The sequence below is a fragment of the Aquimarina sediminis genome, assembly GCF_002895435.1.
Lineage (GTDB): Bacteria > Bacteroidota > Bacteroidia > Flavobacteriales > Flavobacteriaceae > Aquimarina > Aquimarina sediminis.
This window is the reverse complement of record NZ_POYJ01000003.1, coordinates 37,110-58,092: the sequence shown is the minus strand read 5'-3', so window position 1 is coordinate 58,092 and position 20,983 is coordinate 37,110. Positions and strand designations below refer to the sequence as shown.

General features: G+C 34.9%; 14 protein-coding genes. 1 reads left to right on the top strand and 13 read right to left on the bottom strand.

Going from position 1 to position 20,983, the window contains the following annotated elements; genetic code table 11:
- Positions 1–44: 44 nt before the first annotated feature.
- From pbpC to C1X07_RS08875, 9 genes are all read right to left on the bottom strand, one after another.
- Positions 45–2,414, bottom strand: coding sequence for a penicillin-binding protein 1C (pbpC, locus tag C1X07_RS08915; protein WP_241507222.1), 2,370 nt, complete (start codon positions 2,412–2,414; stop codon positions 45–47).
- A 17-nt stretch (positions 2,415–2,431) separates the two neighbouring features.
- Positions 2,432–3,349, bottom strand: a complete 918-nt coding sequence (locus tag C1X07_RS08910; RefSeq protein ID WP_103069663.1) for a bifunctional metallophosphatase/5'-nucleotidase — start codon at positions 3,347–3,349, stop codon at positions 2,432–2,434.
- The gene (locus C1X07_RS08905) at positions 3,339–4,109 is read right to left on the bottom strand and encodes a 5'-nucleotidase C-terminal domain-containing protein (protein ID WP_103069662.1); all 771 of its coding nucleotides are present in this window, start codon (positions 4,107–4,109) and stop codon (positions 3,339–3,341) included. Before C1X07_RS08905 ends, C1X07_RS08910 begins: the two co-directional genes overlap by 11 nt.
- 168 nt (positions 4,110–4,277) lie before the next feature.
- Positions 4,278–4,568: an antibiotic biosynthesis monooxygenase family protein gene (locus C1X07_RS08900; protein WP_103069661.1), complete on the bottom strand. Its 291-nt coding sequence runs from the start codon at positions 4,566–4,568 to the stop codon at positions 4,278–4,280.
- 60 nt (positions 4,569–4,628) lie between these two features.
- A complete protein-coding gene (locus C1X07_RS08895) occupies positions 4,629–5,855 on the bottom strand; it encodes a DUF4272 domain-containing protein (protein WP_103069660.1) in 1,227 nt (408 codons plus the stop codon).
- A 189-nt stretch (positions 5,856–6,044) separates the two neighbouring features.
- Entirely contained in the window at positions 6,045–11,570 is a 5,526-nt protein-coding gene (locus C1X07_RS08890; protein WP_103069659.1) for an alpha-2-macroglobulin family protein, read from the bottom strand.
- 118 nt (positions 11,571–11,688) lie between these two features.
- Complete coding sequence (locus tag C1X07_RS08885) at positions 11,689–12,573, bottom strand: hypothetical protein (protein ID WP_128755228.1); 885 nt, start codon at positions 12,571–12,573, stop codon at positions 11,689–11,691.
- A 280-nt stretch (positions 12,574–12,853) separates the two neighbouring features.
- Positions 12,854–13,927 carry an isoaspartyl peptidase/L-asparaginase family protein gene (locus C1X07_RS08880; RefSeq protein WP_103069657.1) on the bottom strand — a complete coding sequence of 358 codons (1,074 nt, stop codon included), beginning with the start codon at positions 13,925–13,927 and terminating at the stop codon, positions 12,854–12,856.
- A 3-nt stretch (positions 13,928–13,930) separates the two neighbouring features.
- Positions 13,931–14,914: a toll/interleukin-1 receptor domain-containing protein gene (locus C1X07_RS08875; protein WP_103069656.1), complete on the bottom strand. Its 984-nt coding sequence runs from the start codon at positions 14,912–14,914 to the stop codon at positions 13,931–13,933.
- A gap of 299 nt (positions 14,915–15,213) precedes the next feature.
- On the opposite strand from C1X07_RS08875, the gene C1X07_RS08870 reads away from it, so the two are divergent.
- A complete protein-coding gene (locus C1X07_RS08870; protein WP_103069655.1) occupies positions 15,214–15,549 on the top strand; it encodes a hypothetical protein in 336 nt (111 codons plus the stop codon).
- Positions 15,550–15,633: 84 nt separating this feature from the next.
- On the opposite strand, the gene C1X07_RS08865 is transcribed toward C1X07_RS08870, so the two are convergent.
- From C1X07_RS08865 to C1X07_RS08850, 4 genes are all read right to left on the bottom strand, one after another.
- Complete coding sequence (locus C1X07_RS08865; RefSeq protein ID WP_103069654.1) at positions 15,634–16,950, bottom strand: ATP-binding protein; 1,317 nt, start codon at positions 16,948–16,950, stop codon at positions 15,634–15,636.
- Positions 16,951–16,971: 21 nt separating this feature from the next.
- Positions 16,972–18,534: an eCIS core domain-containing protein gene (locus C1X07_RS08860; RefSeq protein WP_103069653.1), complete on the bottom strand. Its 1,563-nt coding sequence runs from the start codon at positions 18,532–18,534 to the stop codon at positions 16,972–16,974.
- A gap of 15 nt (positions 18,535–18,549) precedes the next feature.
- Positions 18,550–19,314: a ParA family protein gene (locus tag C1X07_RS08855; protein WP_103069652.1), complete on the bottom strand. Its 765-nt coding sequence runs from the start codon at positions 19,312–19,314 to the stop codon at positions 18,550–18,552.
- A 245-nt stretch (positions 19,315–19,559) separates the two neighbouring features.
- Positions 19,560–20,972 (bottom strand): vanadium-dependent haloperoxidase, encoded by a 1,413-nt coding sequence (locus C1X07_RS08850; protein ID WP_103069651.1) that lies wholly within the window; start codon positions 20,970–20,972, stop codon positions 19,560–19,562.
- Positions 20,973–20,983 lie beyond the last annotated feature (11 nt).

Here is a 20,983-nt window from a genome sequence, read left to right as displayed (position 1 = left end):
TCAAGAAAAAAAAGTCGAGTGTACTTCTTATTGTATTCCAAAAATTATTCTTTTATTTCTATTTTTCTTTTTAACTCATTCCCTTTTTCATCCAAAACTGTAATCATATGAACTCCAGGTTTGGGAGAGACTGCCATTTCATGAAATTGTTTTGTAGTACCTACATAAAGGTTATCAATATACCAGAATACACGTATTTCTGGATTGGTATGTGCTATCTTCAAAATTACCTCATTAGTCTCTCCATCAAATCCTTTGGGTAAATAGACGCTACTACTGGCTTTTGGAAAAATGAAGTCCATCTGCTCCTGAGTATCTTTTACACAATCTGGTCGATATGGAGGCAACGTACGATAATCAGCATTATTAGATTTATAAAAATACTCCTGTAATGGTGGTAATACAAACCAGGGTTCGTGTATAATATTTGCTATAGGCTCACAGGACGAATTTACTTGATATTGTCGGGTAGTATCCAGATGTATTAATTGATGATATGGGCATGGTTTTGTTCTTACGCCAGACACAGGAACGTACATTTGCTTAGTTGGGCAATTACCACCTGCCAAATGACCACTCTTAGTACATACGGTTACGGTAAGTAGGTCATCATAAGGAGCAGGAAACCATTCAGAGTTTGGAACCAAATTGAACACGTCAAATAAAACAGGAGCGGCGGCATTTAGCCCTGTGAGTTCAGGACGCCCTTCGCCATCTGCATTACCAATCCAAACACCTACTACATATTTTTTACTGGCACCAATTGCCCATGCATCTCTATTTCCGAAACTGGTTCCCGTTTTCCAGGCAATCTCTCTGGATGAATCATAGAATTCCCAAGCCTCATCACCTTCGGGTCTATTTACCTTTTTCATTGCCTCAAAAGTCAACCAAATACTTCCTGCCCCGTATACTGGTTTTTCTTGTATTTTTTTACCAAAATCAACTTTTTTACCAACTATAGTAATGGGTTCAACAAATTCTTTGGCATAATATGCACTAGATGTGCTTTGGTAATGATTTAAAGTTCCTGCAAAACCAGCATAAGTCTTACATAAATCCCAAAGGTTTCCTTCTGCTCCTCCTACAATTAATGATAATCCATAGTGATCTGCCCCATATTTTAGACCTTTGATTCTAAACGCATTCATCTCATCTCTGAATCGCTGCAATCCATATTGTTGCAATAACCGAACTGCTGGAATATTTAATGAGCGAGCAAGTGCTCGATTAGCTGGTGTGGCTCCACTATACCCTTTATCAAAATTTTTAGGTTTATATCCTGAAATTACTGTGGGTACATCAGATACCAACTGCTCTGGTAATAACTCTCCTTTATCCATCATTGCTGCATACAATAAAGGCTTCAAGGTACTTCCGGTACTACGTCCTGCCTGAATAATATCGACATCTTTTTGATGAGATCCATCTGTAGGAGTATTACCAACATAACTCATAACTTCTCTGGTATCTACATCCAGAACCAAAACGGCCATATTATGAACCTCATTTTGCTTCAGTATCTCGTAATGTTTTTTTACAACCCTATTAACTTGTTTTTGTAGTATGGGATCAATTGTAGTCTGTATTCTTTGTCCCGAGTTTTCTTTTGCAAGCCGTTCTAATAAATGTGGTGCAGTTTGCGGTAACATATAAGGCTTTTGTGGTAGTCCTTCACTTATCGACAATTCATAGGTTAATGAATCGATAGTTCCTTCTTTCAAAAGTGTAAGAAGTAATCGATTCCTCTTTTTCAATAATTTCTCTTGATTTTTTCCTGGGTAAATCAATGAAGGTGCATTAGGCAAAACCGCTAGTGTTGCACTTTCTGACCATGACAGTTGATATGCAGGTAGTCCAAAATATCTCCAGGCCGCCATATCAACCCCTACTACATTTCCGCCAAAAGGAGCATGAGAAGCATATAATTTTAAGATGTTTTCTTTAGAAATTCCAAATTCTAACCTTGTGGCTAATAATAACTCTTTTGCTTTCTCAAAATAGGTGCGTTTTTTACCTTTTCGGGCTAAACGAATTACCTGCTGAGTAATTGTGCTCCCTCCTCTTACCACTCTCCCTGCACTTATATTCTCACCTATTGCCTCTATCATTGCAACCGGATTAAACCCAAAATGACGATAGAATTGTTGATCTTCAAAAGCTATTATACAGTGTTTAAATTTTTGGGGAACACTATCGGTTTCTGGAAAACGCCACTGCCCATCGGTTGCAATCTTGGCTCCTAACAACTCTCCCTTTCGGGTTTCTATCACTGTAGCTGTAGGATCATTAAATAATAGACCCGGCATAGAGAAATAATATACCATCAGTAGTAATCCTGCACCTATACATCGTTTTGGGTGCTTTTTGATATAATTTTTTAAGTGTTGAAGCAATACTTTGGTAATTTCCAATCTTTTTGTAAAATAGTTTAAACGGCTATAGATCTCCCTTCGGCGGTCTTATCTCCCAGGGCATCAAAATAGAAATCTATTTGTCCCATATATACCCCACTTTTACCACATTGGTTAATTAGCACTTTTTCTCCTACAGAATTATCAACGATAATGGGTTTTGGTAATAAGGTATGTGTATGCCCCCCAATAATCAAGTCAATATCTTTCGTTTTTTTGGCTAAATGGATATCCGAAACTTTATCTGAGGCATTTTTGTATTCGTATCCTATATGCGAAAGACATATCACAAGATCACATTGCTCTTCCTTTTTTAACACTCTAGACATGTCTTGTGCTATTTCTATAGGACTCAGGTACTGGGTTTCTTTGTATAATTTTTTACTTACTAAACCATCTAATTCTACTCCCAAACCAAAAACTCCAATTTTAATCCCGTCTTTAATTAAAACTTTATAAGGTTTTACCAAACCATCCAGCACTGTGTTTTTAAAGTCATAATTAGCAGAAACAAAATCAAAAGTGGCATTAGGTAATTGACTTAACAGTCCATTGATTCCATTATCAAAATCATGATTGCCAATGGTTGCCAGATCATAGTTGAGTTTTGACATGAGTTTAAATTCTATTTCTCCTCCATAATAGTTAAAATAAGGGGTTCCCTGAAAAATATCTCCAGCATCTAACAAAATAGTATTTGGGTTTTCTTTTCGCACTTGTTCTATAACTGAAGCTCTTCTTGCAAACCCTCCTAGTCCAGGGTATTTGTAATGATTATCTGGCAACGGATCTATCTGGCTATGTACATCATTGGTATGTAGCACAGTAATACTTTTTGACAAAGGTTTTGAACAAGAGGTCAAGCTTAATCCTCCTAAAGTTGTAAAGGCTGTTGCCGAGGCTACTTGCTGTATAAATGTTCTCCTATTTTGCATAACTCATTCTTTTATCCAATTGCACTTTTAAGGTATCTACTGATTTAAAATAATCAATCATTGCATTTCTTAACTTATAATCTGTTTTATATAATTGAATAGGATTTACAAAAAAACTCATGCTATCTCCTCCTTGTTGTAAATAATCCGTTGTAAGCACTAAATACGTTTTTTCTTTATCTAAAGGCAAACCATGAATACTCAATTCTTTAATTTCTTTGGTGTCTTTAGCGAAGCTTAGTTTTAGATTAGCAATAGGATGGGCCCGTTGCCTATCAATCAGATAAGAAATAAGCTCTTTTACTTTTTTATATGACAATTCTACTACTACTAGTTCATTTTCAAAAGGCATTACCTCAAATGCCGTCCTTGCTGTTACATTCCCCTTTAGAATAGGAGACCTCATACCACCATAGTTAAATAGTACAAAATCAATTTCTTTATTGTTTCTTTTTTTGAAAATAGGTATTACTTGTTGCAAGGCAATATCTGCAGTAAGATTACCCAATGCACTTTCTAATCCTTCTCCATGTTTGGTAAAATCGATTGGAGCTATACAAAGTGTAGAATCCAAGGTTTTATTCAAATGGTCTCGAAAAGGTGCTATAAAAGAATCTATCTTTTTATCTACAACTATGGTAGAATCAATTTTTTGTTGCTTTGCTGAAACCTTATTTACCAACATAGGTTGTTGTTTACAGGAACTTACACTTACTAACGCCAAAAAGATCAGAAATAGCTTATAGAATCTAATATTCATTATACATGTATTATTTAGACAATGGTAATAAAAAAAATGATATGTCTGTTTAAGGTTAGGTTAAAATAACTCTTTCCCAAAACTCCATTTATCTATTATAATATACCTACTCGAGATCATTTTGCCTGAACCTTTCATTTCACAGATTATCAGTTTATTCAAGTGCATTTACAAAACAGATTTATAATGTTCTACAACAGGAAATGGGTCATAAAAATGATGTAGTAACTTTTTCCATACTTGGTATTCGCTAGATTTTCTAAAACCAATTTCATGATCTTCTATAGTCTGCCATTCTACCAAAAGTACATATTTATCCTTTTCTTCAATACATTTTAATAGGTCATGCCTAATGTAACCATTCATAGACGAAATGATTTTTTGTGCCTCTTTAAAAGCTTTTTCAAACATTTCTGACTCTCCTGCCTTGATATGTAAATTTGCTTGTTCTAAAATCATTCTATATTCTTCTTAATTAGTTTTACTTAATACTTACTATATCGATGTTACTTCATTTTTTCAGGTATCACAAGAGATATCATCCCAATCCTGATCCATATATTGTATCAACCAATTCAACGCATAATGTCTTTCATAAACAACTCCAGGGTGCATATTATGTACTTCTTCACCCTTTACTCGCGCATCTACACTCGCCCAATCTAGTCTATAGTATAAATCATTTGCATCCAAAATTTCTGATTTTAATCTCGAAGAATCTATACTATTTATAAATAGATTAGGGTCTATATCTTTGCCTATTGGATATTTTTCTGATGGTATTTTATCTAACGCTGCTAGCGTATCAGGAAATCCAAGGTTTTCAACAATTTCTAATGCCCACATTAAAACCCAAATACATTCGCATTTCCAGGTTTCATAACTTTTGGTTTCATCAGTTGGGTTATTTAAAAAATCGATCTCTTTTGGAGTTGCTTTCTCCAAGAGATTATATTTTTCGAGGTATTCTAAAGCTTGCTCTCCAGTAATATTATTAAACGCAACCATATTTGTTGTAGCCAGCAGGGTAACTCTTTCTGCAATTTCTTTAGGGGTCCGAATACTAATGTCTTTTTCAGATTTAGTAAAAGGAAGGTTATTATTTATTTTGATTTGATGCTCTTTCAAGAACACTTCACTTTTAGACTTTCTCTTTTTTTGATCTTCTGAAGGTTCTTTTTGCTCTCCATCAAAATAGACCGCATTAATTTTAACATCCAGATTGTCTATTTCAGAATTTCCATTTGTATCCAAAATCAGATTCAAATCTTTGTCCAAAAAATGCTGAGTTTCTGATTTGCTAATATTGGTATCTGGTTGTGTAAATACGATCCCATCGCAGGACTGGCAAATATTTTGAGTTAATATTCTTAATTCATCATCCAGATTGCCATGAGATAGGATTGGAAATTCACTGTTAAGTGTTTGTATTTTTTGAAATAATAACCCTTTAATTTTTTCATTAGCAGCTGGCAAAGAAGATACAAAGCCAGACATTCCAGATAAATTTTGAGTTAGCGGAGAATCAATTTCTGAAATTTGATAAGAAGGCTTGCTTCTTTCTCTATACGAGATTTGAAATTCTTTCTTAGGCTTAAAAAGCCCATCTTTTATAGCTACTTGTATTACTCTTTGTTCATCCTGTTTTGAGGTAGAAACTTTACTTTTAGGAAACACTTTTTGTATCTCCGGAATAATGTTATCAAAACATAATTCATGTGAATATATGGTACAGTAATTTTTCATTTTTAGTTTTTGATTGTGTAAAATATAAAAGTAAGAAAATCAGCTTCCTATTTTTCTATACTAATTTTAAGAGATTCGTTCATGCAATTGATCTTACTTTAAAAAAATGAATAACTATATTGAAACAATACTATTTACATTTCTATAAAAACAGATCCTATACTAAGGTTTTTCTGAGATGCTTATATTTTACTTCACCACTTCAACCCATTTCCCTTTACTTCTCACCAAATAGTCATTATCATACATGGCTTCACACTGGATGCCTGGCAGATAGTATTTACCTAGATAAGATGCATTAAGCAAAATAGTCATTGTTTTACTTTCTCTTGGTTTTAGATCAAAATAGAAGTTTACTCTATCATCACGTATATCAGTATGTGTTACTGCGTTAGCTTTAAACGATCCAAAATCAGTAAATCGAGTATTTATTATTTCCCATCCAGATGGAAAGATCTCTGTAAGTGCAATATCTTTTACTTTTGATCCGGTGGTATTCGTAATAGTTACTTCTGCTACAAAATCTGTTCCTTGTGTAATTAGAATTGGATTAATAATATGACCGTCTCTGGTTTTATAATCTATAACGGTCTTAAAGTTGTTTTGTATTACTTTTTCTTCACCTACGGGTAAAATTCCACTAGTCGCTATTTGCACAAAAATGGTATTATCTTTATTATTTTTAAGAACCAGCTTATTATCTTTTAATATCGATACATCACCCGATGTAGATAGTGTTTTATTTGTATTAACACTGTTCGATTTTCCATTCAAGGTGTATTTTACATTCACTCCTTTTCCTCCCACATAGGTTGCAAATTTTGCCATTGCCATTAATGCATATGATGTAGTTTGTGTACTCATCCATCTTTTGGAAGATAATTCTTTTGCCAGATTCACTGCTACTTGTTGCGCTTTTGCCTTTTGATCCAGTGCTACCAAAGTTTCTAATGCCATGGCACGATTACGATTAGTAGAGCCATACGTATAATAATCATTTCTTCCAGGTTGAAAATCGATATTTGCGGCATTCAACAATTGATTTGCTGCGGTAGTTTGTCCAACTAGTGCATATCCTGCGGCTAATCTTAATTTAGCATTATTAGACAGGTTTGACACCTCTCTCAATCGATTCATTGACGACAAATCCGGACTACCAGCAAGTGCTAATGTATATAAACGATAGGCTTGCGCCAGATCGTTATTACCACTTCTCCATCTCTTGGCTTGCTGCTGCTGATAGTTTATCCAATTACTTTTAAATCCTATTGGCAATACATACCCTTGCTTATTTGCTTCTAATAAGAAATGACCAGCATAGGTTGTACCCCAATCATTAGGACTACTATATCGTGGCCAATATGACATCCCACCATTTGGTTGAATGAAGCGTTTTAATCTATGGATAGCAGCTTCAACATTTTTCTGTATTTTTTGCTTCTTTTCTGATGATAAACTAAACACATCCGCAAGATATAGTTGTGGAAATGCAGCCGATGTTGTTTGTTCTACACAACCATGTGGATAGCGAATCAGATAGCTCAATCTACTTTCAAAATTCATTGGTGGTAATGACGAAAATTCTATCGTCGCACTATTGCTACCTACGATTCCAAAGGCAGCAAAATCTATTTCTTGTTCACTATTAGGTTCCAAAATAACAGAACTTACTTCTGTAGTCATTGGATTAGGGTTCATAATATTGATAGGAACCTTATACGATGCCTTTTCTCCACCTCCACTGGCGACTACTTCTATATCTGTTATCGAAGCCCCTTCTAATACCTGAATATCAAAATATGTCATTTTCTCATCAGGCTTTGGGAACGATAGCTTTTGTTGTGTTTCTCCGATTACTGTAAATCCTTTATTTGGTTTTATAGTAACAGTCACATTTTTAACTTTATTTTCCATCGCAAAAACGGTAACTGGTATTGTTACTTTTTCTCCCGGAGTAATTTTTCTGGGAATCGAAGTTAATACCATTAATGGTTTACGCACGGGTGTTGTCTTATCTGTACTACCATAGGCTGCCGTTTTTGCATCTGAAGCAATAATCATGGTACGCACAGACCCTATATATTTAGGAATTTTAATTTTGTGCGCTCTCGTTTCTCCTTTTTTAAGTTCAAAAGGTCCTTCAAAAACTACCATTGGTTTAAAGCGATTGGCTTTTTTAGACTTGCTTCCTCCTGCTTCAGCATCTCCACCAATACTAAATACTTGATTAATACTTCCGCCATAGGCGCCTATTACCTCATCATATATATCCCATGTTTTTACTCCTAATGCTTCACGAGCATAGAAACTACTCCATGGATTTGGGGTTTTAAATCGGGTAAGATCTAATAAACCTTCATCTACAATAGCAATAGAGTATGTCATTGCTTTGCCTTTAGTTTCACCTACTTTCAATGTTATTGTTTGTTCTGGTTGAAGTACATCTGGCATGGTTAGCTTAGGTTGTACTCTTGTATTTGGATCTTCTACAGATATCGGAACCACACCGTATAAACGTATTGGCAAGTCATTTGCTGTTGTAGCATGAGGTTGCAATAATGTTATATTGATATATACATTAGGTGTATATATATCTTCTATAGGCAATTCGAACTTAGTTTCTCCTTTTTGAGGTATCACCCATTGCGAAGACAATACTTCTGTCCCATTTTCTACTGTTACTAATGCTCTTCCTCCTTCACTAGATGGAAATGTTATAATTGCCTTTTCTCCAACATTATAAACCTTTTTATCTGTAGAGAACAATAACATTGTGGCTGCAGAAGGATCACTTTTTCTTGATTTCCCTGCCCAACCTGGCCAATCTATGTACATTACTTTACCGGTTGCATGTCCTCCATTTGGATCAACGACTCTAACCAGATATCTTCCCCACTCAGGGTATTTTAGTTCGAAATGAAAATTTGCTTTCCCATTACTAGCTGTTGTTACCTTAGTTTTGAAAACCTCTTCATGATACGAGCTTCTGTTATAAGATGATAAGTTATCTGATGATGTATCCCACCACCATCTCCAGTCTACTTTATATATATAAACTTCAAGATCTTTTGTGGCTTTAGGGCTACCTTTCTCATCGACAGAAACGACTTCAAAATTATGTTTTGTGTCTGTCAATAGCATTCCACGAGCCTTATCTCCTTTTGGAACATTTATTCCAACATAAGTGTTATATGGCGAAAACTCTTTTGAAATTACATCAGTACTAAAATCTCCACCATTTTCATATACTTTGGTAATAAAAGACGCTTTTAGCATTCCAGCTGCTTTATTTTCGAGCCTTGGTTTTAGACTAAAGTTCGCTTTTCCTTCTCCAGAGATTTTACCTTTAAACACTTCCTGTTCTTCTGTTCCAAACTTACGGGTAGGGTCATCAAAGACATATCCCGGAAATGTTTTGAAACTCGTTTTGCCAGGGGTAAACCTAACATTTATATCTGTTTGTAATTTTTTTGCTATTGCTCCATGCAGCCACAATACTTCTAGATTACCTTTTACATTTTTATTGGCAACGAGTATTTTATCATCAAAAGTAGTTTTGATCTTAAGACGGTTTGGCTTTATGGTTTCTATCTTTAGTGTTTTGCTAAAACTTGCCCCTCCTACATTAATTTTAGCTTGCCAGTTTCCGGTAGGTGCATCATCAGGTGTATTAACAACAAATTTGTAAAAATTATTAACTCCATTTGTTTTTGTTTCCTGATTAGTTACTTTTCCATAAGGATCTCTCAACTCAAATTTTACAGGGTGTCCTTTGGGCAACTTGTTTGCATTATCATTAAGCATAAAAGACAAAAACAAAGTATCTCCCGGGCGCCATACACCTCGTTCTCCATAAATAAACCCTTTGATTCCTTTTTGCAATCTTATACCAGACACATCAAATTTACTAACCGAAAGTGCATTACCATCATTAAGTCTTACATAAGTTTGTTGTTTTCCTGATTGCGCAATGGCAAAATACGCCGGGCGATCAGCATCAAAACCTGTTGTCCCTTCTGCATCGGTAGTAACAACGCCCATTTCTTGTTGTTGGTAGTTGTAGAATGTTACTTTTACACTAGACAACGGGTTGGTAGTTACAATATCATTTACTGTTACTTTGTAAGAATTATTAAGACCTTTCTTTATGATTACTCCCAAATTGGAGGCTAATATATTTGCACTAATTTTTTTATCTCTATAGTAAGAATTACTACAAGGGTTTTCTCTTTCTTGCCAATTGTAGCCATAGTAATCATCATAATAATATTGTGAACTATCCCAGAAACTTGGTTCTTCTTCGCTATCATAATTCTCTGTCAATTCGCTAATTGGAGTATCGTCAGCCACCTGACCTTCACATTTGTAGAGTGAATATGCCTGTCGATAATTAAGTTCTATTCTATAAATTGCTCCTGGATCTGGTGTGATTAATTCTTTTAAATCAATTGCAAAAGCATTCCATTTACTTAGATTTAAAGATGCATTCTCTTGAAGATTGATTAGTTTTTTAGCAATTGGTCTTGCAACACTTCTTAAGTCACTAGAACCATTAAGATTATTGTTTTGTAAAAACTGAAGCACATTATCTTGATAAACTTTAACTACCTGTACTTCTACAGCACGAAGATTAATTGCTTCAAAATTAAGCTTCAGATTATCTGAGGTTGGTAATATTACACCACTTTGCAATAAACGAATCTCTGGATTTGGTTGCTGAAAGGATATATTCTCTGTATAGGTATTCTTAAGCTTATAGTTATCTGTACTTTGAATTCCTTCAAAAACTGAAACTTCTAATGTCCCTTTTAGTTCTTGTTTTGGATATACCTTTAATACATTTCCGTTTACTGTGTATTTTAAATTTCTTTCTCCTGAGATCGTTACTAGTCCATCAAAATTTTGGTTTTTCTTTAGCGGGTCAGAAAAATTAATTTCTACATATTGATTATCAGCATTTGCAACAGAAATACTGATTACAGAGAAATTGTTTTTTCCAGGTATTGATAAAACATCTGTTCCTTCTGTATCGATATCAAAAGATTTACCAGACCATTTGATTTCTATTTCCGAATCTTCATCAAAACGTTGAATACTATCAATTCTAAAGCTAAACTGTCGACTCTTATCAAGAGATTCACCAAATTTTACTGTTAGCTTCTTTCCTTTTTGTGTAGCACTAACCAATTGTTTTGCTACATCAAATTTCATTTGATCACTTGATGTAACTGTTCCGTCGATATATTGCCAGTCTTTACTATAGGATTGAAGATTATCTGTAATTACAGAAAACTGTTGTTTTAACGTCTTGACATTAAAAACAAATTCTTCGTCCAAATCTTCTTTAAGATCTTTGACAAGGTCTTCGAGATTTAGCGTAAATGTATACACAGTATCTTCATCAAATGCTTCTTCTGGCTGAAAGGAAATAGTTCTATTATTTACTGCTACAACCTTACCTTTTACTTGTGGAGATACTTTTAGAATCCCCTTGGGAAGTTCTTGGTTATCACCCCAACCTCCAACTGGTGTTTGTAGCACTACATATACATCATCTAAAACAGAAATCACTCCTGAAGATACATCAGAAATATAATCTTGATATTTATTCAATTCTGAAGCATTCGCTTCAGCCAAAGATTGATCGTCTTTTTTTTTACAAGAAAATACTACCGCTACCAATAGTAACAAGTAGAGAATACGTGGTAATTTCATAGAATAGATGTTTAGCTGATTAAAGGTAGTATATTTTTGATTGTATTCAACATTGTAATGGCATACTTTAGATCGTAAATTTCATTTTTGTATTTTCCTATAAGGATACTAAATTCGCTTACTGGCAATTAGTGATAAATATTGGCGTATTATCTACTCTAAACTCGTGATACTTAGATAAGCTTATTTTAAGTGCTTCATATTCATAAATGATTTCCATATTTTCAAAAAACTCCTCTTTATCCATAAACTCATCTCCTTCTATATAACATTGAGGATTAATGTATGCTCCTTTTTCTTTATCAAAAATGTGATTTTCGTTAATATTTCCTTCGAATAAATGATAAGAAGGATTACACAAAATCGTTTTGTTAGAAGCATTTTTACTTGCTACCCTCCTAATAAAATCTATATCTTCTCCTTCTTTTGGTAACTGTTGTTTTGTCGAATACCCATTTTCATCCAGATATAATCTATTATGTTTGAATGTTGCGTAAAAAGGATATGCCTCATCTTCATTTTTACAGAAAAAAGCAATAAAATCATTAAACCCTTTGGTGTTGAAGTCATAAATAAGAGTTTCCATTTCTTCTTTTAGAACCATAAAAGAAATCGTTTCTGTGGTAGATCTAAAGTTCTTTACATAAGGGTAGTTAAAACAATTTGCATTTTCATTAAATACCTTTTTCATAATATGCTTGTCGTCTTTAGTCTTTTTTAGACTAATAAAACTGGAAGCTTCTTCAAAACCTTCAAAAGAGATTCTTACTGTATTACCGATATTTTTATTATATCTTCCATAGAGTTCAAATTCATTTTTTTTAATATCGGGAGTAAATAAGATGGTAGTATTACTAGTCAAACTCCATTCACCAACCTGCACTCCTCCAAAATAAGTAATCACAAATTTTCCATTTTCTAAAACAAAAAGATGATTCCCTCCTTCGGGAGAAGAAGAGCCTAACGAATATAATCCAACTACATCCATATCGTTTTGGGCCATAGTTTTGCCAAACATGCACATCATCACTAAAATTAATATTCTTATCATCTGATAAAAATATGGTGATTTCTTTGCTCATCTCCCCCTGAAAATAGTGAATCTAACACCCCTTGTTTTCAGCTAAAACAAAAGTAATTTACTTACATCAAGTGTTTCTATAGTATTGCTGAGCAGAAAGAAGAGGCTGTCAAGAAAATAAATTTTCTGGACAGCCTCTTCTTGCACTATAAATTAACACTAATTGTATACTTGGTTATCTGCTTAGAAAACCATAATAATTTTATTCTTTTTTATAAATACCTACTTCAAGTTCACCATTGGCATTCATTGTAGCACGATACATTCCTGCGGTATTAAACTCCATGGTTACGTTCCCTTTATGGTCAATTGCTACAATTCCTCCAGTACCTCCCAGATCAGTAAGCTTTTTCTGGATCACTTCTTGAGCAGCATCTTTAAGAGAAAGTTCTTTATACTCCATTAATGCCGAAATATCATGCGCAACCATTGCGCGTATAAAATACTCTCCCCATCCAGTACTAGATACGGCACAGGTAGCGTTATTCGCATAGGTTCCTGCTCCAATAATTGGAGAATCTCCTATTCGATTCCATTTCTTATTTGTCATCCCTCCTGTCGAAGTTCCTGCTGCCAGATTTCCATGTTTATCTAATGCAGCGCATCCTACAGTTCCGTATTTAGCATCTTTTATTACCGGATCATAAAAAGCAGTAGTTTTATTGGCTTCTTTATTTTTTAATTTTTCTTTAACTCTTTCTAAAGATTTCATTCGCTCTTCGGTAAAGAAATATGCCGGATCAACTATTTCCAGATTTCTTTCCTTGGCAAATAATTCTGCTCCACTTCCTGATAATAGTACATGTGGAGAATTTAGCATTACCTCGCGAGCCAAATTAATTGGATTTTTAACCGTTTTTACTCCGGCAACTGCTCCAGCATTAAGAGTACTACCATCCATAACAGAGGCGTCTAGTTCATTTGTTCCTTCATTAGTAAAAACTGCTCCTTTGCCCGCATTAAACAATGGAGAGTTTTCGAGGACATTGATTGTTTTTTCGACAGCCTCCAGACTTGTCCCTCCATTCTTAAGAATGGTATGTCCCACTTTGATAGCTTCTTCTAATTTTGCTTTGTAAGCAGCTTCTTTTTCGGGAGTCATATTTTTTTTCAAAATTGTTCCTGCTCCTCCATGAAGTACGATTCCGAAACTATCTTCAGGTTTTTGAATTTCTTCTTTTACGTCTTCAACAACGGTTGTTTTGGCTGTTTCTTTAGGCTGTTCTTTACAGGCTAAAAACATAATAAAACTCAAAAAGATGGCGACTCTACGCATGACTTAAGGTAATTTGTGTTTATAATAATCTATTAAAGCTATTCTTCCTTGAAAGAATCTAAAGGTTAAATGTATAATATTTCCTCCATTATCTTCTATACATATAGATTTATTTAACTCAAAGCCATACGGTTGGGGTTTTCCTTCTTCTATGGCAATATTATCAGCGTATAACGACACTTTACCATTTGGTTTTAAAACTGGTTCTATCTTACCATTAATCCCAGGTATCTCTCCTGATTTGTTTAGAATTAGAGAGCCATAGTTCTGTGTATTTTCAATCCTTACTTCGATATCTTCTTTTGGGTTAACATTTTTGAACAAGACCGCCGGATATTCTGGGTGTGCTATAAGAACAGTATATAGTTTACGTGTTCGAATAATGAAATGTGCCAGACCTTTTTCATCAGAAAACCCTTCTAGATAAGTTGAATTATTAGCTACTAATACTACTTTGGCATTTTTTATCGGTTCTTTATTCTCATTTATAACATTGATTGTAAAAATAAAAGGTTTGGGGTTGATCATTGTAGAAATTTTTGACCATCTACTTTTTAAATACGCCTGGTCTTTTTTTAGTTTCTTTTCAATCAATCCTGCAAATTCATCTGGGGTTCTATTCTTTAAATCGACATAACCAATTGTTTTTAGAATCCCGGGTATCTCGGTATCATCAAATCTTGCTGGCAAAATATACTCTCTACTTTCTTGAAATGCTCTTGCCTGCATGGACACCCTTTCATGATTAGTCCATAATTTTTTATTATAAAATCCAGAGATAAACATTACTGTATACCTTGCCCTGTTTTGGTAAATTTCTGACAGGTATTCGTATAAATTCTTACCCCACAAATTAGTTTCTTCAAATAGATCATAAAAGACTTTAATCCCTTTCATCTGCAAACTATTTGCCACTTTCTCTACATATGCCCTATTCTCTCCTGCAAAAGATAGCGCAATATCATATTCATAATTCTTGTTCCTCATCACTGACATCTTTTTCTTTTTAATCTAAAAACTGACTTCTTCACTAAAAACTTATAGTACAAAATTACTTTCTTTATTTGGAATATTTCCTATAAAAACTGGAAATATTCCAACAAAATATTTACTTGTAAACCGTACTTTTTTATACAATTTTTCTATTGGTTTTACGTTACCCTGTCGAGCATAACTGGCTGATTTAAAACCTTATTTATCAAAATTCACTGAAAGCAGTGTGCTATTAAAAATTGGTATCTCATACCTTTATTACCTAATTCGAAACCCGTATTCTACCGAAGTATATGGAACATAAAGTATTTAGACAGTTCCAATCTTTTTTTACTCTTGTAAGCTATTTAATGTGCCTGCTTATAGCACCTTCTATAAGTACTTCATGTACATCTGATTTGGATTCCTATGTTCCCATTGAAGTAGAACTTGAAATATTTGTTTCAGAAACTTTATCAGGAAACCCTCGTCAGGGTATTTCTGTTGCTATCTATCATACCGAAGATGATGCAAAAAGAAGAAGAAACACGATTGTATCTTCTTCTACAAATGATGATGGAATTACTAGTTTGGATAATATTTGGAAGCAGGGAAAAGATACTTGGTTAGAATCGATTCTTTACTTTTAAAAGATATAAAACACACGAATGAATTAATGGTCGGATTTAATCAATTTAGAATAAGCATTCTATAATACCATTTCTGACTTAAATTTACCTCATAACCCTTCCTCCTTTTTGGTATTCTCGCTTCACACCATTCAAAATATAGGATTCATATATGGTTTTCTTATTATCTCGTAATGCACATAGACATGCATACTGAACAATATTCATAATCTCTGCTCCCGATAATTCGAATCGTTGCGCAACATTTCCTAAATCTACATCCTTATGTAATTTTACATTAGAAGGAAAAGCTTTTTTCCACAATAGTAAACGTTCCCCTGATTTTGGAAGCGAAAAATGAATAATAGATTGAAAACGTCTTACAAAAGCATCATCTATATTACTTTTAAGGTTTGAAGCAAGAATAACTAAACCTTTATAGTTTTCTATTCGTTGCAAGAGGTAAGACACTTCCTGATTAGCATATTTGTCATGAGCATCTCTTACATTGGTTCGCTTACCAAACAATGCATCTGCTTCATCAAAGAAGAGGATGTTTTCAGTTTTTTCGGCTTTTACCAATAGATTAGCCAGATTTTTCTCTGTCTCTCCTATAAACTTAGATACCACCATAGAAAGATCTATTTTGTATACATCTTTACCGGTGTATTTACCAAGTAAACTGGCAGTTAATGTTTTTCCTGTTCCCGGAGGACCATGAAACAATGCTCTGTAGCCTGGTTTTAGTTTTTTGTGCATCCCCCACTCGTGAAGCAAGGTATCTCCGTGCGTTATCCATGTTTGAAGTTCTTGTATTTGTTGATGCGTTTTTTCACTCAATACAAGATCATCCCATTTCATCTCCGTTTCTATAATCTGAGCAGGAAACTTCATACTAAAAGCCGGTTTACTGGCTTTTCCTGTTACCAAAAGCTCTACATATTCTTGTGAAAAAACTATTTTACCACTCATTCTAGGTTCAGCGTCAGGCGCATCTTGTAACCATAATATACGATGTCTGGCAAAAAAGTGATCAGAACCAAACAATTCCAAAATTTCTTTTCTTTTCTCCACGTCATCACCCGCCAACAAAAAAAGAGCGGTCTCTCCTGTAGGTAAAAAACCACGGAAATTTTTACCTCTTACTCCACCCAATTGAGGGAAATCACCTGTTAAGGATAGTTTTTCTTGTATGATACTATCCAGTAAATTACTATACACATGTGGACATAATGCAATGAGTAATAAACTTTTTTCATCATCTCCCAAATTTGCTTCTTTAACAATACTGGGAATATCTAGTTTCCAATCCTTTATTGGTGGTATCTTGGGCTCTACAACCTCAATTTCTTTGTTAAAGTATGTTTCTAATTGATATTCTACTAGTTTTTTGAGATAATCGAATTCTGGAAAATAGATCATGAAATTTTTGTTTAAACTAGATTAACAAGTTTCCGCCTTTATTTTGTTGCATGGGTTAACTCCTCTTCCTTTTTTCTTTCCTTGATGTTTTAAACGATCACAGCATAATTTTGGTAAAATTTTGGGATCGTAACTAACAACGACTTTGGTTAATCCTTTTACAGAATGATAATTTAGTTGCTGTAATTCCCTTGTATTTCCCATGCTTTTACCTTTACCCCAATCTACATGTACACAGCTATGAGAACCTGTATCTAACCCTCCTGAATGAATGGCTTGACCTCCATTAAAAAAGATAGCATATGACATTGATGAATTTAAATCCTTAGCATATTTTTGTCGAGGTCCCTCTCCTTTGGATCTGTCAAGGTCTCCTCCATCAGATTTTGTATACGGCATATCATTATACCCTACTCCTTCAATTCGGGTCACTGTGAACTTACCTGAATCAGTATAGCCTTCATTGTGTTTTCCTCCGGAAATAGGAAATGAGATAAATTTTGGTATTGGAAAAGGAACTCCAAATGGTGGGATAGGTATCCAGTCCATCGGTTTTATAGAATTCGGGTAATAAAAAGCAAAAAGGTTTCCTGTGGGCATCCAATCCCCATCATCATCCACACTATATCCATCAAAATGTATATAGATCTTCTGAATCCACGGTTTTTTTTCTTTATCTTTCTTCTTATTAAAATTCTCTTCTTGTAACGCTCCTGTATTCTTTTTTTTGGGATCTGTTGGATCGGTATTAAAATTAAAAGCCTTTTTACTTCGGTAAGGTTGGATGATTTCCTTTTTGCGTTTCAATTGATTGTTTTGTTGCACCACATGAGTGAGTTCATGTGCCAACAGTCGTTTCCCTTCAGTAGTATCTGGGCTATATTTTCCCGAATTAAAATACACATCATTCCCATGAGTAAAGGCCTTGGCTCCTAACTCTTTGTTCATATCTACTGCATCTTGATCCGTATGTATATTAACAGTACTAAAATCTGTCCCAAAAGAAGCTTCCATTTCGGTTTGCATAGCTTTGGATAAAGGGTTGCCTTTGCCAGATTTACTTTTGAGCTGTTGCGTAATTTTTGGACTTGCAGTTTGCGCTGTCCCGTCACTTTTTGTTTGTAATGCTTTAGGGTCTTCCTGTTCCTCGTCCATTTTGTTAATCATTTCCTTTTCTTCATCACCTTCCATCTTACTAACCATCTCCTCTTCTGGATTTTCCATTCTCTGGATTTCAGGCTTTTCTTGTACGAGCTTATCTTCTTCCATTCTTTGCTCTGCTGTACCTAGTTTTTCATCCTCCTGTGGTGTTGCTAATGATTCTCTTTGAATACTACTAATCTCTTTATTTTGTATATCGGGTTTTGCCGTTTTATTAACTACGGTATCAGCCATTGAATCGGCTTCTTTTTCGTATTTATCTCCTGGTTGACCAATGCTTAATTTAGTCTGTACAGCACCTCCATTGGACACGCTAAAAAATGGTTTTTTAGCTTCTTTAGAAAAAAAGGGAGCTTCCTTATTTTCTTTTCCTTCATTATTGTGGGGAACTTTATTTCTTCTACTGGAAAATACACTTTTCATCTCTCTACATCTATTTTAATTAAATTTTGATAAAAATTCTGAGGTAAGCTCACTATAATCTTTGGCTCCATTGGTATTTTTATCATAAGTAAAAATATCCATCCCTTTTTCTTGCGCGTTTGCCAGGGCAATATTGCTTCGAATATGTGTCTTAAAGATCATATTTTCTGAAAATTCTTTTTCAAGTTCTTCTCTGACCTGTCGGTTCATTTTTTTTCTTTCATCATACTTGGTCAGTACAAATCCTAATAATTTAATTCTCTTATTTAGTTTTTTAACCAGTTTAAAATGGTTTAAAAAACTTCTCACGCCTTTTAAAGGTAAGAATTCTGCCTGTAAAGGGATTAAAACAAAATCACTACTTACCAAAGCGTTAATCGTTAACATACTCATAGAAGGTGGGCAATCAATAAGTATATAATCATAAGCAGTTAATGGCGCTATCAATTGGGATAAGATTTGTTCTCTGCCATATACGCTGGCTAGTTCTAACTCTGCTCCTGCCAAATCAAGAGAAGAAGGAATCACATCTAATCCCGAGGCTGTAATCAGTACATCTGTAATACTGGTTTTTTCTCCAAAAGCCTCTTTACGTAGCACTTCGTATATTGAATTCTTAATATCTTCAGTTACCCCCAGCGATTGGGTCAAATTAGCCTGTGGATCCACATCGATCAGGAGTACTTTTTTGCCTAGGTTTTTTAACCCCGCCGCCAGATTAATAGCTGTTGTTGTTTTTCCTACTCCACCTTTAAAATTAGCAATCGATATTACCTTCATTTGTCATGATTTTAATTTACTACAAACCATCCTTAATAGATTTAGATTCATCAAGCGTATTACACTTCGGCAAGCTCAGTGTGACAATTATATTCTTTTGTTATTAGTTCGTAGGTCATCCTGAGTTTGTCGAAGGAAGTCGAACCTTTTATTTTCAATTGAACTTCTACAAGATTGGGGTATCAATAACAAGCCTTACTTTCTCTCCTAATTTTTCTCATATGAGAAAAATCGGACACAAGATTTTATCCAAGTTCGGCGTTAAAATACTCACATACTTTATTCCATACTTCACAGCCTACTTTGGTGCCTAGTGTCCTACCTTCCTGATCCCCATCTCTAAAGTGAATCCCTCCGTACAGCCTTGAAATCCCGGCTTCGTCTGCAGCATCCTTTAAGAGTTTCCAATCCAGAGTAAGATCTTCGGCTGGAGTACATCCAGGTTCTATTCGAGATCCGCCTTTGGGTATAATCACTTTTTCTCCGTATTTACCGCTATCGCAAAAACTGGATAGTACTTCTTCTGCTGCTGCACTAAAAGTGCTATGTCCTGATACATATTCTGCAAAAGGAGGAGAAGGAATATAGGGCAACCAGTTTTCTCCTTCTATTTGCTGAGTCCCTTCGCAAGGACCTCCCCAGGCGTCAATACTTTTTCCTCTATATATATCCTGAATGGCAGAAACAGGTCTTACATAGTCATAAAACACTTTACAATCCCAGGCAGCTATACCCGCATCCATTAAGGCGTTAGACAACAAGAAGAACATTTTGATATCATAGGCATTCTTATGCCCATGTTTTTTTGATAAATACCTGGCTTGTCTGCAACATTGCTCAGGAGGGGTTGCCCATCTTCCAGTATCATCTTTTACTGAATCTACAAATTTATCTTCGTGCATCCCCGCCCAGAATTCTGCTATTATTTTTTGTTCATCAGTAAGTCCTTCACTATACTTTAGAACCTCATCTGCCTGCTTTTTATATTCTTTTTTATTGCAGGATATTGGTGCAGGTGGTCTGAATTGTCCTCCCCAACTTAAGGCAAATGGTTTTACCAACCCCCAATGTGCTGTCATAAACTCTTGTGGCTTATGGTTTCTCAATTGTGGTTGCCATCGATCTTCATATTTTAATGGCTGCGGTACCGGAGGATTTATAGGGCAATATCCTGTATAATCAGAGTACTTACCTTCATGCAGGGTTGCATACTGATTGGCGGCATCACCGGCACGGCATTCCAATACCAAAAGCCCGGATAAATTCCCTATCCCTACAGCATTATCGGGCTCCAGATTCTTATCATCGGAATTGTAATCACATTCGCACATAAAATCACGAAACATACTTTTCTTTTCCGGTGGTAAACCACACCAAAATAATGCTTGTGCAGTGGTATAAGCGGCATAGCTATATGCTTTTTCTCGATTCTCACTGGTACATCTACTATCGGGTTGTTTTAACCTGCTCCCAGTAGTCGTACTTACTTCGCATCCTCCGTCATTATAATTAGTCCATGCGTCATACATCGCCGTATGTACGATTGCCAATGCCCTGGATGCAATAGTGGGTGTGGCATTTACATAGTGTATGGCATCGCATACTAATCTGTTCCATACATGGGCTTTGCTGGGTGTATATTTCTTTTTTGCTGTCATTGGTTTTAAGT